12 protein-coding genes are annotated in these 14,610 nt (G+C 63.6%); 7 read left to right on the top strand and 5 right to left on the bottom strand.

What is annotated here, in order from left to right:
* Positions 1 to 436: 436 nt before the first annotated feature.
* The 3 genes from gltB to OGR47_RS08535 all read left to right on the top strand — a co-directional run bounded on the left by gltB (position 437) and on the right by OGR47_RS08535 (position 6,951).
* The gene (gene gltB, locus OGR47_RS08525; RefSeq protein ID WP_165050250.1) at positions 437 to 5,137 is read left to right on the top strand and encodes a glutamate synthase large subunit; all 4,701 of its coding nucleotides are present in this window, start codon (positions 437 to 439) and stop codon (positions 5,135 to 5,137) included.
* 180 nt (positions 5,138 to 5,317) lie between these two features.
* Positions 5,318 to 6,736: a glutamate synthase subunit beta gene (locus OGR47_RS08530; protein ID WP_165050248.1), complete on the top strand. Its 1,419-nt coding sequence runs from the start codon at positions 5,318 to 5,320 to the stop codon at positions 6,734 to 6,736.
* A 5-nt stretch (positions 6,737 to 6,741) separates the two neighbouring features.
* A complete protein-coding gene (locus OGR47_RS08535; RefSeq protein WP_165050246.1) occupies positions 6,742 to 6,951 on the top strand; it encodes a hypothetical protein in 210 nt (69 codons plus the stop codon).
* A 70-nt stretch (positions 6,952 to 7,021) separates the two neighbouring features.
* On the opposite strand, the gene OGR47_RS08540 is transcribed toward OGR47_RS08535, so the two are convergent.
* Both OGR47_RS08540 and OGR47_RS08545 read right to left on the bottom strand, forming a co-directional pair.
* Positions 7,022 to 7,687: a L,D-transpeptidase gene (locus OGR47_RS08540; protein ID WP_246729608.1), complete on the bottom strand. Its 666-nt coding sequence runs from the start codon at positions 7,685 to 7,687 to the stop codon at positions 7,022 to 7,024.
* A 135-nt stretch (positions 7,688 to 7,822) separates the two neighbouring features.
* Positions 7,823 to 9,241, bottom strand: coding sequence for a DUF459 domain-containing protein (locus OGR47_RS08545; protein ID WP_246729607.1), 1,419 nt, complete (start codon positions 9,239 to 9,241; stop codon positions 7,823 to 7,825).
* Between OGR47_RS08545 and OGR47_RS08550 the strand changes: the two genes are divergently transcribed.
* The 3 genes from OGR47_RS08550 to OGR47_RS08560 are packed head-to-tail and all read left to right on the top strand — an operon-like array spanning position 9,240 to position 11,465.
* Entirely contained in the window at positions 9,240 to 9,701 is a 462-nt protein-coding gene (locus tag OGR47_RS08550; RefSeq protein WP_206527411.1) for a hypothetical protein, read from the top strand. The two genes, OGR47_RS08545 and OGR47_RS08550, sit on opposite strands and share 2 nt — an antisense overlap.
* Positions 9,702 to 9,755: 54 nt before the next feature.
* Positions 9,756 to 10,508 carry a ribonuclease T2 family protein gene (locus tag OGR47_RS08555; RefSeq protein ID WP_371824438.1) on the top strand — a complete coding sequence of 251 codons (753 nt, stop codon included), beginning with the start codon at positions 9,756 to 9,758 and terminating at the stop codon, positions 10,506 to 10,508.
* 36 nt (positions 10,509 to 10,544) lie between these two features.
* Positions 10,545 to 11,465, top strand: coding sequence for a 23S rRNA (adenine(2030)-N(6))-methyltransferase RlmJ (locus tag OGR47_RS08560; RefSeq protein ID WP_306792325.1), 921 nt, complete (start codon positions 10,545 to 10,547; stop codon positions 11,463 to 11,465).
* A 403-nt stretch (positions 11,466 to 11,868) separates the two neighbouring features.
* Here the strand turns inward: OGR47_RS08560 and OGR47_RS08565 are convergent, their stop codons facing one another.
* Complete coding sequence (locus OGR47_RS08565) at positions 11,869 to 12,369, bottom strand: hypothetical protein (protein ID WP_165050244.1); 501 nt, start codon at positions 12,367 to 12,369, stop codon at positions 11,869 to 11,871.
* Positions 12,370 to 12,445: 76 nt separating this feature from the next.
* Between OGR47_RS08565 and OGR47_RS08570 the strand changes: the two genes are divergently transcribed.
* Positions 12,446 to 13,039: a glutathione S-transferase gene (locus tag OGR47_RS08570; RefSeq protein ID WP_165050241.1), complete on the top strand. Its 594-nt coding sequence runs from the start codon at positions 12,446 to 12,448 to the stop codon at positions 13,037 to 13,039.
* Positions 13,040 to 13,094: 55 nt separating this feature from the next.
* On the opposite strand, the gene lysM is transcribed toward OGR47_RS08570, so the two are convergent.
* Both lysM and OGR47_RS08580 read right to left on the bottom strand, forming a co-directional pair.
* Positions 13,095 to 13,613, bottom strand: a complete 519-nt coding sequence (gene lysM, locus OGR47_RS08575; protein WP_165050239.1) for a peptidoglycan-binding protein LysM — start codon at positions 13,611 to 13,613, stop codon at positions 13,095 to 13,097.
* 104 nt (positions 13,614 to 13,717) lie between these two features.
* Entirely contained in the window at positions 13,718 to 14,554 is an 837-nt protein-coding gene (locus tag OGR47_RS08580; RefSeq protein ID WP_165050236.1) for a lysophospholipid acyltransferase family protein, read from the bottom strand.
* Between the last annotated feature and the right edge of the window lie 56 nt (positions 14,555 to 14,610).

Consider the following 14,610-nt stretch of genomic DNA (forward strand, 5'->3'; position numbering starts at 1 on the left):
GCTTACCATCTTCTTCCCGATTGCGGCGAGCATTGGACGCGCAACATTAATTGCCGGTAGGAACCGTTCTCGCGGGGAGCGGTTGCTTGTCACCGAAGCATAAATCTGGCAACAATCATGGGCGTCGATATGTCAGTGCTGCTGACCTTTTGACGTCGTCGCCCTTCGAAAGTCGCCTTTTTCCAACGCGCCGCGGTCAAAGCCGGCGGCGCGGGCCGAACGACCGACGATCAATACGGTTTGGCGCGCCTCTTGCCTGACGGCGCGGCGGCCTGGCTGAAGGGAAGGCGCAGAAAACGCCGCGCAAGCAGGGGCAGAAGAGGGCGCAAGCGCGCTTCTATCCGCCGCGAACTTGCTCTATGCAGTTTTTGGAAAAACGAATGTGACGAGGCGCCGGCCGCAGAAATACGCCGCGCCGCGTCGGGGAGACGCCGCCATGACGAAGGTCGTTGAAAACGCCGTGCAAGAGGCCCTGGGCCAAGAGATCGCCATCGGGCGCGATCCGGCCCTGCCGGCCGCGCAGGGGCTCTACGATCCGTCGAAAGAGCACGACTCCTGCGGCGTCGGCTTCGTCGCCAACATGCACAATGAGAGGTCGCACGCCATCGTCGAGATGGGTCTGCAGATCCTTCTCAACCTCGACCATCGCGGCGCGGTTGGCGCTGATCCCAAGCTCGGCGACGGCTGCGGCATTCTCGTCCAGATTCCGCACGACTTCTTCAAGGCGGAATGCGCCAAGCTCGGTTTCCAGCTCCCGGCGCCGGGCGAATACGCCATCGGCCAGTTCTTCATGCCGCGCGATCTCGAGATGCGCGCCAAGGCGCGCGAGATTCTCGAAGCGCAGATGAAGGACGAGGGCGTCGTCGTGCTCGGCTGGCGCGATCTGCCGGTCGATTCGAGCGATCTCGGCGAGGCGGTGAAGGCCGTCGAGCCGCATCATATGCAGCTGTTCGTCGGTCGTGGTCCCGATGTGAAGGACGAAGCGGATTTCGAACGGCGCGTCTATCTCGCGCGCAAGTCCTCCTCGAATGAAATCTACAAGCTCCAGAATGGCGCCCGCGAGTTTTACGCTGTTTCCGTCTCGGCGCGCACCATCGTCTACAAGGGCATGGTGCTGGTCTCGCAGCTCGGCGAATATTTCCGAGATCTCAAGGACCCGCGCTTCGTCTCGGCGATCGCTCTGGTGCATCAGCGCTTTGCGACGAATACTTTCCCGTCCTGGCGCCTCGCGCATCCCTATCGCTTCGTCGCACATAACGGCGAGATCAACACGCTGCGCGGCAATCTGAACTGGATGGCGGCGCGTCAGGCGTCGGTTTCCTCGCCGCTCTATGGCGACAACATCACCAAGCTCTGGCCGATCTCCTATGAGGGTCAGTCCGACACCGCCTGCTTCGACAATGCGCTCGAATTCCTGGTGCGCGGCGGCTATTCGCTGGCGCATGCGGTGATGATGCTGATCCCCGAGGCCTGGGCGGGCAATCCGCTAATGGACGACGACCGCCGCGCTTTCTACGAGCACCATGCGTCGCTCATGGAGCCGTGGGACGGCCCCGCCGCCATGGCCTTCACCGATGGTCGCCAGATCGGCGCGACGCTCGACCGCAACGGCCTGCGTCCGGCGCGCTATCTCGTCACCGACGACGGCCTCGTGGTGATGGCGTCGGAAATGGGCGTGCTGCCGATTCCGGACGAGAAGATCGTCACCAAGTGGCGCCTGCAGCCGGGCAAGATGCTGCTCGTCGATCTGGAGCAGGGGCGCATCGTCTCCGACGACGAGATCAAGAAGGAGCTCGCGCTCTCGCATCCCTATAAGGAATGGCTGGCGCGCACGCAGATTCAGCTCGAGGAGCTGCGGCCCGTCGAGGCGCGTCCGGCGCGCGCCGACGTCACGCTGCTCGATCGCCAGCAGGCCTTCGGCTACACCGAGGAAGACCTTTACACGCTGATGTTCCCCATGGCCGTCACCGGTCAGGAGGCCATCGGCTCCATGGGCACGGACACGCCGGTGTCGCCGCTCTCCGACAAGGAGAAGCTGCTCTACACCTATTTCAAGCAGAACTTCGCGCAGGTGACCAATCCGCCGATCGACCCGATCCGCGAAGAGCTGGTCATGAGCCTCGTCTCCTTCATCGGCCCGCGCCCGAACATTCTCGACCACGAGGGTTCGGCCAATAAGAAGCGGCTCGAAGTGCGCCAGCCGATCCTCACCAATGAGGATTTGGAAAAGATCCGCTGGATCGGCATGGTCGAGGACAGCTTCGACACCAAGACGCTGGAAATTTCCTATGATTCCAGCAAGGGCGCGGCGGGCATGGGCAGCGCCATCCAGCGTCTATGCCAGCGCGCGGAAGAAGCTGTTTCCGGCCGCTACAACATCATCATCCTCTCCGACCGCATGGCGGGGCCGGACCGCATTCCGATTCCGGCGCTGCTCGCGACGGCGGCGGTGCATCACCATCTGATCCGCAAGGGCCTGCGCACCTCGGTCGGCCTCGTGGTCGAAACCGGCGAAGCGCGCGAAGTGCATCACTTCGCCTGCCTCGCGGGTTACGGCGCCGAGGCGATCAATCCCTATCTCGCCTTCGATACGCTGGAAGCTTCGGCCGGCGAATTCCCGGCGGATGTCGACGCCGATACGGCGATCAAGCGCTACATCAAGGCGGTGGGCAAGGGCCTGCTGAAGGTCATGTCCAAGATGGGCATTTCGACCTATCAGTCCTACTGCGGCGCGCAGATTTTCGACGCGGTCGGCCTCGCGCAGAGCTTCGTCGACGAATTCTTCACCGGCACGACGACGCGCGTCGAGGGTGTTGGCCTCGACGAGATCGCCAAGGAGACAGTGCGCCGTCATCGCCTCGCTTTCGGCGACGCGCCGGTTTATCGCGACGCGCTGGACGTCGGCGGCGATTACGCCTTCCGCACGCGCGGCGAAGCGCATAGCTGGACGCCCCAGACCATCTCGCTGCTTCAGCACGCCGTGCGCGGCAATGCGCAGGAGCAGTATCGCGCCTTCGCCAAGGCGTTGAACGAGCAAGACGAAAAGCTGCTCAATCTGCGTGGTCTGTTCCGCATCAAGAGCGCCGATGAAGACGGCCGCAAGCCGGTTCCGCTCGACGAGGTGGAGCCTGCTTCCGCGATCGTGAAGCGTTTCGCGACCGGCGCCATGTCCTTCGGCTCGATCTCGCGCGAGGCGCACACCACGCTCGCCATCGCGATGAACCGCATCGGCGGCAAGTCGAACACGGGCGAGGGCGGCGAGGAGCCTGATCGCTTCAAGCCCTTGCCGAACGGCGACACGATGCGTTCCGCCATCAAGCAGGTGGCGTCCGGCCGCTTCGGCGTGACGACAGAGTATCTCGTCAACGCCGATATGATCCAGATCAAGATGGCGCAGGGCGCGAAGCCCGGCGAAGGCGGCCAGCTGCCCGGCGACAAGGTCGACGCGGTGATCGCCAAGGTGCGCCACTCGACGCCGGGCGTCGGCCTCATCTCGCCGCCGCCGCACCACGACATCTATTCGATCGAGGATTTGGCGCAGCTCATCTTCGATCTCAAGAACGTGAACCCGAAGGCCGGCGTGTCGGTGAAGCTCGTCTCCGAAGTTGGCGTCGGCACAGTTGCGGCGGGCGTCTCAAAGGGCCGCGCCGACCATGTGACGATCTCTGGCTATGACGGCGGCACGGGCGCTTCGCCGCTCACCTCCATCAAGCATGCGGGCTCGCCCTGGGAGATCGGTCTCGCCGAGACGCATCAGACGCTGGTGCTCAATGGCCTGCGTTCGCGCATCGCCGTGCAGGTTGACGGCGGTCTGCGCACGGGTCGCGACGTGATCATCGGCGCGCTGCTCGGCGCGGACGAGTTCGGCTTCTCGACGGCCCCGCTCATTGCGGCCGGCTGCATCATGATGCGCAAGTGCCATCTCAACACTTGCCCCGTTGGCGTCGCCACGCAGGACCCGGTGCTGCGCAAGCGCTTCGCCGGCCAGCCCGAGCATGTCATCAACTACTTCTTCTTCGTCGCCGAGGAAGCGCGCGAGCTGATGGCGCAGATGGGCTACCGCAGCTTCGACGAGCTCGTCGGCCAGATGCAGATGCTCGACAAGACCAAGGCCATCGCTCACTGGAAGGCGCAGGGCCTCGACTTCTCGAAGCTCTTCTACAAGCCGGAAGGCGAGGGCGCGGCGATCCGTCATTCGCAGCTTCAGGACCACGGCCTCGACAAGGTTCTCGACAACAAGCTCGTCGCCGAGGCGCGGCCGGCCCTCGACCGCGGCGCGAAAGTGTCGATCGAGACATCGATCAAGAACGTCGACCGCACCACGGGCGCCATGCTCTCCGGCGAGGTCGCGCGCGTCTTCGGTCACACGGGCCTGCCGGAGGACACGATCAACATCCGCGCCGTCGGCACGGCGGGGCAGAGCTTCGGCGCCTTCCTGGCGCGCGGCGTGACGCTGCAGCTCGAAGGCGAGGCGAACGACTATGTCGGCAAGGGCCTCTCGGGCGGCAAGCTGATCGTCTATCCGTCGCGCGAGGCCAAGAAAATCGATCCGTCCAGCTCGATCATCGTCGGCAATACGGTGCTTTATGGCGCAATCGCGGGCGAGTGCTATTTCCGCGGCGTTGCGGGCGAGCGCTTCGCGGTGCGTAACTCGGGCGCCGTCGCGGTGGTCGAGGGCGCGGGCGACCATGGCTGCGAATATATGACCGGCGGCGTGGTGGTCGTGCTGGGCCAGACGGGGCGTAACTTCGCCGCCGGCATGTCCGGCGGCATTGCTTATGTCCTCGACGAGGACGGCAGCTTCGCGAGCCGCTGCAACCTCGCAATGGTCGATCTCGAACCCGTGAGCGCCGAAGAGACGCTGATGACCGAGAATTACCATCAGACCGGCGATTTGGAGATGCATGGCAAGGTCGATGTGATGTCGGATATGACGCGCTTCGACGCCGAGCGCCTGCGCCAGCTCATCGAGCGGCATCTGCGCTACACGGGCTCGACCCGCGCGCGGCAGATTCTCGACGATTGGGAGAACTATCGCGGCAAGTTCCGCAAGGTGATGCCGATCGAATACCGCCGCGCGCTGACGGAAATGGCCAAGAAGGCGCAGCCGGGCCGGTTGAAGGCCGCGGGCGAGTGAGGCCGGAGCGGCGGATGGACAAAGATCGCGGCGGCGCAGGGCATCAGCTCTTTCGCCGCCCGCCTCGTCCGGTGGACGCCTTGACGGGGAATAGACGAAGGCGTTTAGAACTTTTGTGAAGTCGCGCAGTGGCAGCCGGTTGTTGGCGGGCTGACTCGATGCGAAAGGTTGGGAACTGATATGGGCAAGGTCACGGGCTTTCTCGAAATCGACCGGCAGGACCGCAAATATAAGCCGGCGGCCGATCGCATTCGTCACTATGACGAGTTCGTGATCCCGCTCTCCGAAGAGGCGACCAAAAGCCAGGCCGCGCGCTGCATGGATTGCGGCATCCCGTTCTGCCACAATGGCTGCCCGGTCAATAATCAGATCCCCGACTGGAACGACCTCGTCTATCACGGAGAGTGGAAGCGCGCGCTCGCCAATCTTCATTCGACCAACAACTTCCCCGAGTTCACCGGCCGCATCTGCCCCGCGCCCTGCGAGGCCTCCTGCACGCTGAACCTTCAGGACCAGCCCGTCACCATCAAGACGATCGAATGCGCGATCGTCGACCGCGGCTTCGAGCAGGGCTGGGTCGTCCCCGAGCCGCCGAAGCGCAAGACGGGGCGGCGCGTCGCCGTCGTCGGCTCGGGCCCCGCGGGCCTCGCCGCCGCGCAGCAGCTCGCACGCGCCGGCCACGACGTCCATCTCTACGAGAAGAACGCGAAGGCCGGCGGTTTGCTGCGCTATGGCATTCCCGACTTCAAGATGGAAAAGCACCTGATCGACCGCCGCGTCGCGCAGATGGAGGCCGAGGGCGTGGTCTTCCATTACGGCGTTAACGTCGGCGTCGACATGAACGTCCGCGACCTCGTCGCCAGCCATGACGCGGTGATCCTCGCCGGCGGCGCCGAGCAGCCGCGCGAGCTGCCGATCCCCGGGCGCGAGCTGCGCGGCGTGCATGTCGCCATGGATTTCCTGACCCAGCAGAACCGCCGCGTCGCGGGCGAGCCGCTCACGACCAACGAACCGATCTTCGCGACTGGAAAGCATGTCGTCGTCATCGGCGGCGGCGATACGGGCTCGGACTGCATCGGCACCTCGGTGCGGCATGGCGCGCTGTCGGTGACGCAGCTCGAAATCATGCCGAAGCCGCCGGAAAAGGAAAACAAGCTCCTGACCTGGCCGGACTGGCCGCTGAAGATGCGCACCTCCTCGTCGCATGAAGAGGGCTCCGCGCGCGAATTCTCCGTGCTGACCAAGGAGTTCATCGGCGAAGGCGGCGCGGTCAAAGGGCTGCGCTGCGTGCGGGTCGACGGCAAGATGCAGGAGGTTCCCGACAGTTCCTTCACGATCAAGGCCGATCTAGTGCTGCTCGCCATGGGCTTCGTCTCGCCCACCAAGGAAGGGCTCCTCGAACAAAGCGGCGTCGATCTCGACGGTCGCGGCAATGTGGCGGCGGATACGCGCGCCTATAAGACGTCGCGCGAAAAAGTATTCGCGTGCGGAGACATGCGGCGCGGACAATCGCTTGTCGTGTGGGCCATTCGCGAGGGGCGCCAATGCGCCCATGCGGTCGACCTGCATTTGATGGGTGAAACGAATTTGCCAAGGTGAGGAAAATGGTCAGCGAAAAATTGAACCTTTGGTATTGCGACACTTTCGTCGCCCAGCCGTGGCAGTTCTTTTTTCTGGTCCTGCCGCTGGCGGGTGCCTTTCTCTATGGGCGCGACCAGAAGAAAATCGCCTGGATTTTGATCGGGGCCTGGGTCGTCATTCAAGTCACCTTATCGGCGCTGACCAACTTCGTGTTCAACTGCAACATGGAATAGGCGTCCAGCCTATCGACGCAAAAAAAAGCCCCGGATTTCCGGGGCTTTTGTCGTTTGGGAGGAGATGAAGTCACAGCACCACGACGGTCGTCCCGATCTTCACGCGGCTGAAAAGGTCCGTGACGTCGTCATTCGTCATGCGGATGCAGCCGGAGGAGACGGCCTGTCCGATGGTCCAGGGCTCATTTGAGCCGTGGATGCGAAACATCGTGTCCTTCGGACCCGAGTAGAGATACATGGCGCGCGCGCCGAGGGGGTTTTCCTCGCCGCCGGCCATGTGGCGCGGCAGATCGGGACGACGCTTCAACATTTCCTTCGGCGGCGTCCAATCGGGCCAGGCTTCCTTGCGGCCGACACGGACTCGCCCCTTCCAGGTAAATCCGTCGCGGCCCACGCCGATCCCATAGCGAACCGCCTTGCCGTCGGAGAGCGAGAGATAGAGGTAGCGGTTCTCCGTATCGACGGTGATCGTGCCAGGGCGTTCGTTCGTCGGATCGGACACCATCTCGCGCGTTACGGTCGGATAGTCCCGCTGCAGGCGCATGTCGTCCTGCTGTTCATAGGACGCCTGTTGGCTGTTGGCGTAAAATACATCCTCATTCGCAGCGGCGGGACTGGGTTGTTCTTCGAAAAGCGCCATAAAGCCCCGGTCTTCCGCCGAGGCGGTTGTTGAAAAGGCGCCGGCGATCAGCATGGAGGCGGCGGCGGCGAGACGCCGAAAATTGAAAAGACGCATTTTCTATGGCTCCGCAAATTCATCTGCAGGAAAATGCGGGAGTCGGGCAAAGCGTTCCATGCGTGCGCGCACATTGGCCGATAGGGTAAAATTTGTTCAAAACATCGAGACGGTGCTTGAAGCGTTCTTAGAGCGTCAGGGCGCGGCGGGTTTCCAGGATTGGTCGTCGGCGCGATTGGGCCGCGGCGGCTGATCTCCCCCTTCGACGAAGACATGTCGTGCGAGCGCCTGCGCATCGGCGCCGGCGGGCGGCGGGGCAGCGGCGCGCCGAGCCAGTTCCGATGCGCTGCCCGGAGCCGGAGCGCCGGTCAATGTCTGGACGGGTCCAATAGCCGGGCGCTCGGGAAGCGATGGGGCCTCGCTCGATAGCGGCTTTTCGGGTGAGCGGAAAATGAGGGGTGCGGCTGGCGCCGCCGCTGATGCGGGCGGCTGCGCTGTTGCCGCTGGCGCGCCGGGAGAGGGGGGCTGTTCCAGTTCCGGCTGCTTTCGCTCGTCGTAAAGCTTCTTGATTTCATTGGCGACGAAATGCGCGACGCTGAGCGCGCCGGCGTCGGTGAAATGCACGCCATCGGCTGTGCGCAGCTTCACGATCTGGCCGTTGATGTCGGGCCCGAACGCGTTGAATTGGCCGCGCTCGTCAGCAAGCGCCTCCCAGAGATCGACATAGATCCCGTCGTTCTTGGCGACTTCTTCCCTGAAAAGGTCGTTGAGCTTGCCCATATCGGCGGAGAAGCTCTCGTTTTTCATCATCGGCAGGCCGACCCAAATCACTGGAATTTTCTTTTCCCGGAATGGCGCCATCACCGCGTCGATACGCGCGGCGTAGGCCTCGCGCCAATGCGCAGAGAAGGGTTCGTCGCTTTGCGCGCCTTCGCGCAGCGACTGCCTGTCGTTCGAGCCGATCATTATCACGGCGACGTCGATCTTCTGCGTCCCGTTGGCGATGTCCTTCGCCGTCTTCGGCCAGTCGTAGAAATCGCTGCGCACGAGGCCTGAGCTTTCCTTGCCCTTGCGCAAAATTCCGATCTCGGGCTTGTCGGCGAAGGTCTCCTCCAGCCCGTTGGCGAGCAAAATGCCGAGCGTGTCGCCCATCACGGCGACGAAATAGGTCGCGGCGACTTCCGGGGCTTCACTCTTGGCGGCCTCGCTGGCGCTTGTCGCTGGCTCGCTACGTTTCACGGTGCGTTTGGGTCCCGAGCGCGCCGCCTCGCCGCCGCGCCAATAGGTCGGCGGCCGGTTTTCCTGATGCGGCATGATGCGTCGCACGCGCGGCTCGTCGGCAGGGCGTTGAACCGGCGCGCGCTTGAAACCGAACAGGCCGCCGAAGAAATCGGAAAAGGGGTCCTGCGCCAGGGAGGCTTCCGGGCTTGCGAGAAGCGCCGCGAGGGCGATCACAGCGAGCGCCAGCGCGCGGCGCAAGGTGACGGCATGATCGTTCCGGTGCTCGGCCATGTGGAAAGTATAAAGGGCTTTTTCGGCCCTTCGCAAATCGCCGCTTGACGGGCGGGCGCGCATTCGCCCCAATTCGCCCGACTCGACCAAGGGGATTCCCATGACAGGCTCTGTTTTTCGGCGGGGTGTTTTTTTCTTGGCGTTGCTTCCGCTCCTCGGCGCGACCTCGGCCGTCGCCGCCCCGCGCGAGCACGACCAGCCGGCGGAGTTCCGCGTGCCGCCCTACAGCGGAATTTTGCCGTTGTGCTCCGACCCGCTGGTGCTGACGGAAATCACCTCGAGCTTTGGCAGCCGGGAGGCCGAATATTGGAATTCGGGCCTCGTGATCGAGGGCTATGAAAGCGCCTCTGAATTTGGCTATCGCACGGATGGGCTGAGCTATATTCCGCGTCGCTACTGCCGCGCCGAAGCCTATTTCAACGACGGCAAGCGCCGCCGCGTCGTCTACAACATCGGCGAGGATTTGGGCTTCATCGGCGTTGGTTCGGGCGTCACTTGGTGCGTCCAGGGGCTTGACCGCAACCACGCCTTCAGTCCGAATTGCCGCGCGGCCGGACCTTGAGCCCGGCCGCCCAACAAGCGGCTTTGAGGTTTTCCGATGTTCAGCATTTTGACGATGGCGACGGCGGCCATTTTTTCCGCTTTTTTGTTTCTCGCGCCCGCGAGCGCCAAGGACGACGATTGTATCCTCGACCATTGCGCCGACCGGCTCCCGCCGAAGCCACAGACCGACGCCAAGCCCACGCCGGCCCAGCCGGCCGAGCCTGAACCGAAGCGCGACGCCGGTTTCCGCGGCAGCGCGCCCTCCAAGGATTTCGATTTCTATGTGCTCGCCTTGAGCTGGTCTCCCGACTTCTGCGACAGCGTCGGCGGCTCGCATGACCAATGCGAGCCGGGGAAGGGCCTGGGCTTCGTCGTGCATGGGCTGTGGCCGCAATATGAGCATGGCTTCCCCAGCGACTGCGACGGTCCGCGGGCGCCCTCCCGCATCGCTCTGCAGCGCGCCGACGGGCTCTTCCCGGACGAGCGCCTTGCGCGCTACGAATGGCGCAAGCACGGAACCTGCAGCGGCAAAAGCCCGAGCGACTATTTCGCCGACGTGGCCCGCGCGCGAGAGGCGGTGACGATCCCCGCGGCTTTCGTGAGGCCAAAGGGCGATCAGACCTTCACGCCGATCGACGTCGAACGCGCCTTCTACGACGCTAATCCGCGGCTGCGGCCGGGCATGATGGCGGTCTCCTGCCGTCGCAACGTCTTCGAGGAAGTGCGCATCTGCCTGTCGAAGGATCTGCGGGAGTTCCGCGCCTGTCCTGAGGTCGTGCAGCACGGCTGCCGCCAGCGCGAAATTTCCGTGCCGGCGCCCTTGTGAATGTCATTCCCGCGAAAGCGGGAATCCAGGGCAGACATGACGCGCGCGTGGACTGACATCGGCGCGCGCGTCAGTGCTTGCGGCTCGGCGGCAACCGGCCGATACAACGGCATGAACTATCGTCACGGTTTCCACGCGGGCAACTTCGCGGATGTTTTCAAACATGCGCTGCTCGCGCGCCTGCTCCTCTATTTGGCCCATAAGGACGCGCCCTTCCGCGTCATCGACACCCATGCGGGGGAGGGCGCCTATGACCTTGCTGCCGATGAAGCGGAGCGCACGCTGGAGTGGCGCGGCGGCGTTGGGCGCCTCGCCGATCTCTCGGGCGCAGACGAAGAGACGCGCGCGCTTCTTGCGCCCTATCTCGATTGCGTCGGCGCCTTTGACGCCGAGGGGCGGCCGGGTCTCTATCCCGGCTCGCCGCTCATCGCCACGCGGCTGATGCGCGAGCAGGATCGCGCCATCTTTTGCGAGCTGCGGCCCGACGCCTTTGAGGCGCTGCGTTATCGCTTCGGCCGCGATGGGCGCGTGAAGACGATACATATCGACGGCTATACGGGGCTCAGCGCCTATGTGCCGCCCAAGGAGAAGCGCGGCCTCGTGCTCATCGATCCGCCCTTCGAGCGGACGGATGAATTCGATGCGATGTTTGCGACCTTTCTGCGCGCCTATCGGAAATGGCCGAACGGCGTCTACGCCTTGTGGCATCCGTCGAAGGACGTCGTTGCGGAGCGCAAGTTTCTCGACGGCTTTGCGCGCGAGGGCGTGAAGCGCGCGCTGCGTCTATCGCTCGCGGTTGCGCGCGGGGGCGAAGGCCTGCGGCGGACGGGATTGGTTGTCGTCAATCCGCCTTTCGTCTTCGAAGCGGAGGCGCGGAAAATTCTCGCTTTCCTTGCGCCGAAACTGGCCCAGGCCGAAGGGGCGGGCTTCGAGATCGATCGCTTGACGGGGGAGTGATACGAGATCCGCGTGATTAGTTCGGCGTTATTCCCCGACGCTCGCAAAGCGAGCGATCAGGCAATGCAAGCTGTTCAAGCGGATCGACGATTATTAGAAAATCAATCGGATTGTTTGCGGGGAAACGATTATTGCGGGACAAGATGTCGGGCCCTCAACGATAAGATGAAACAAATTCGGCTCTCGATTGTTTACCAGCGGTAGCGAGCGTCGCGCTCACGAATTGGTCGATCCGTCATATGCGCGACCAGTCGGCGTTCTACTACTCGGATGCATTGTGATGGAGGCATTTCATATGTTTTCCATGAGCATTTGCGGGCGTGGCGCAACTGGACGAATCACCCGTTTCTTCGCGTGCGGAGTCTTCCTCGCGAGTCTCGCGCGTCCCGCTAACGCCGGATTCCTAGAAGAACTTTTCGGCTTGGGCGACGCCTACCAGGCGCGGAGCGCGCCAAGGACCCAAGCGCACGTCAAGCATATCTACGCGCGGCGTCATTCCTTTTCTCTTCGCTTCGACAATTTGCAAAAAAGGAATGCTCGCGCCAGGGAGCGGCAAATCCTGGAAAACGGCTCCGATTTGGCGGAAGCCAAGCTGCCAAAACCCTTCTTTTGCTTGGCGGAGCCGGCTCAGCCGCAGGCTGAGGATAATTCGTTTCTGCTCTTGCACGACGCCACCTTGCGCACGGGCGACGGCATCGTGACGCCGACAGGGATTCTTGTATTCCGAGGCCGCGTCGGCTGCCCGCACAGCAATGCGGATTTTGTCGCGCTCGCCGATTCGGGCCTCCCTCGACAAAAACGCGACGCCCTTCTCAGCCTGGAGCGCACATTGCCTTCCCACCGCCCAGGAGCGGGCGCCAGGGCGGGAAAGCCTTCCGAAGTGAAAATGGCGGGTGAGGGCCACCCCTGACTTCCTTGCGCAGAGACGCGCGGTCAGGATAAGGAACGCCGACGTTCAGTAAAACGGCGGTGGTCCGCAAATGATGATTCTTCGTTATTCTCCCGCCTCGCCTTATGCTCGCAAAATCCGCATTGTCGCCGATCTGGTTGGACTTTCCCGGCAAATCGACGTTGTTTCGGCCAGCACGACCGATCCCAGCGACACGCTGCGCAGCCAAAATCCGCTGGGCAAGATTCCGACGCTCATTTTGGCGGACGGCTCGTCCCTCTATGACAGCCGCGTGATTGCCGAATATCTGGACCATCTCGGCGGCGGAAAGCTTTTCCCCGGCGATCCGGCGCGCCGCTTCGAGGCCCTGCGCCTGCAGGCGCTCGGAGACGGGATTAACGACGCGGCGCTGCTGATGCGCTACGAGACCGCCACGCGCCGGCCCGAGCTGCGCGATCAGGAGGCGATCGACCTTCAGCAGGGCAAGATCGACCGCGCGCTTGCGGCGCTCGAAGCTGTGCTGCCGGTGGGTGACATCACGATCGGACATCTCGCCGTCGCCTGCGCGCTCGGCTATCTCGATCTGCGCTTCGAGGGCGCATGGCGGACGAAATATCCGAAGCTCGTCGCCTGGCTCGCGGATTTTTCAGCGCGCGTCCCGGCTTTCGAGGCGACGAAGGCTTAAACTAAAAAACGCCGGAGCGAGCGATCGCTCCGGCAAACTGCGGAAGGAGAGCGCGTCAGGCCTTCTTCCCCGCGATTTCCTTCGGCGGCGCCCAGACGATAGCACTCGCGGCGCTAGGCCCGCTCACGCCGGGTATCCGCAGGCGCTGGCCGGGATAAATCTTGTCGGGGTCCTTCAGCATCGGCTTGTTGGCCTCGAAAATCTCTTCGTAACGCGCGCCGTCGCCATAATTCTCCGCGGCGATCTTCCACAGCGTATCGCCGTGCTTCACAACATAAAGGCCCGAGGGGGATTCCGGGTCGGCGTCGGGCGCGATGAGATTGTTCTCGACCTGCGCCACGCCCTTGGTGTTGCCGACCGCCAGAACGATTTTCTCGAGCGTGGCGCGCGAATCCACTGCGCCATTCAGCGTCACCTTGCCGCCGTCAACCTCGATGTCGACGCCAGATACGTCGAAGCCGTGGGCTTCCAATTCCTTCGTCAACGCCTCGGCCGACGCCGCCGTGGTTTCCGTCGCGCCCGCGGGAGCGGGGGCCGCTTTGCTCTTGCCGGTAAGAAAATCCAATATGCCCATGACTAAATGCCTCCCTGAGAGAAGACGCTCTTCGCGACGCCCCTTTATCTAGGAGGCGCCTCGCCGCTGCGACAGGGCCATTCGTCACGGGGCTGCGTGTCTGCTTACGCTTCGCCCGTCGCGGAGGTTCGGCCGCGCCCGGCCGCCTTTTTTTCCGCCCGAGCTTTGTCCTTGGCGATCGCCTTCGCTCGGTTCTCCGCGACGCGGGGCGCGAGGCTCGGATCGGCGGCGACGGCTTCGGCAATCAGCCGGTCCGAGGCGGTTTCAATCTCGCTTTGAAGCTTTTCGAAGAATTCGCGCGTCGGCAGGCCCGGCGGGATGGGCGGCAGGAATTCGATCACCACCGTGCCCGGATAGACCAGGAAAGAGCGGCGCGGCCAGAACAGGCCGGCGTTGAGCGCGACGGGCAGCACCGGCACATTGGCCGCGGCGTAGAGATGGGCGACGCCGATCTTATAGGCCGGCGGCGCGCCGGCGGGACGGCGCGTGCCCTCCGGGAAGATGAAGAGCTGGCGTCCCTCGGCAAAAAGCTTCTTCGACTTCTCGACGAGCTGCGGCAGCAGCTTGCCGCCCTTGGCGCGGTCGATGGCGATCTGCTCGGCGGCGAGCAGATACCAGCCGAAAAACGGCAGCCAGACCAGCTCATGTTTGAGGATATAGCTGAAGTCCGGGAACTGGGTCGGCAGGACGAAAGTGTCCCAGATCGACTGGTGCTTCGAGGCGACGATCACCGCGCCTTTGGGTTTGTTTTCCTGCCCGCGAAATTCAACTTTGGTCCCGCAGATCTTGTCGAGTAGCCACAAAGAGACGCGGCCCCATGTGCGGCCCAGCTCCTGCGAGACTTGCCGGCCCATGAAAAGGCCCGGCAGCCAGATCAGCATCAGCGCGACCATGGCCAGGAAAAAGAGAATCTGGAAGACGAGCGAACGCAGATAGATCATGGGGGCGCTTCCGTGCGGCAGGCCCGCGCCTTTTACGCCAGCGGCGCCCAGCTTAA

The organism is Methylocystis sp. MJC1, from assembly GCF_026427715.1.
Taxonomy (GTDB): Bacteria; Pseudomonadota; Alphaproteobacteria; order Rhizobiales; family Beijerinckiaceae; genus Methylocystis.

Coding starts and splice junctions, on each gene's coding strand:
- gltB (WP_165050250.1), top strand. CDS start 437: ATGACGAAGGTCGTTGAAAACGCCGTGCAAGAGGCCCTGGGCCAAGAG.
- OGR47_RS08530 (WP_165050248.1), top strand. CDS start 5,318: ATGGGCAAGGTCACGGGCTTTCTCGAAATCGACCGGCAGGACCGCAAA.
- OGR47_RS08535 (WP_165050246.1), top strand. CDS start 6,742: ATGGTCAGCGAAAAATTGAACCTTTGGTATTGCGACACTTTCGTCGCC.
- OGR47_RS08540 (WP_246729608.1), bottom strand. CDS start 7,687: ATGCGTCTTTTCAATTTTCGGCGTCTCGCCGCCGCCGCCTCCATGCTG.
- OGR47_RS08550 (WP_206527411.1), top strand. CDS start 9,240: ATGACAGGCTCTGTTTTTCGGCGGGGTGTTTTTTTCTTGGCGTTGCTT.
- OGR47_RS08545 (WP_246729607.1), bottom strand. CDS start 9,241: ATGGGAATCCCCTTGGTCGAGTCGGGCGAATTGGGGCGAATGCGCGCC.
- OGR47_RS08555 (WP_371824438.1), top strand. CDS start 9,756: ATGGCGACGGCGGCCATTTTTTCCGCTTTTTTGTTTCTCGCGCCCGCG.
- OGR47_RS08560 (WP_306792325.1), top strand. CDS start 10,545: ATGACGCGCGCGTGGACTGACATCGGCGCGCGCGTCAGTGCTTGCGGC.
- OGR47_RS08570 (WP_165050241.1), top strand. CDS start 12,446: ATGATGATTCTTCGTTATTCTCCCGCCTCGCCTTATGCTCGCAAAATC.
- lysM (WP_165050239.1), bottom strand. CDS start 13,613: ATGGGCATATTGGATTTTCTTACCGGCAAGAGCAAAGCGGCCCCCGCT.
- OGR47_RS08580 (WP_165050236.1), bottom strand. CDS start 14,554: ATGATCTATCTGCGTTCGCTCGTCTTCCAGATTCTCTTTTTCCTGGCC.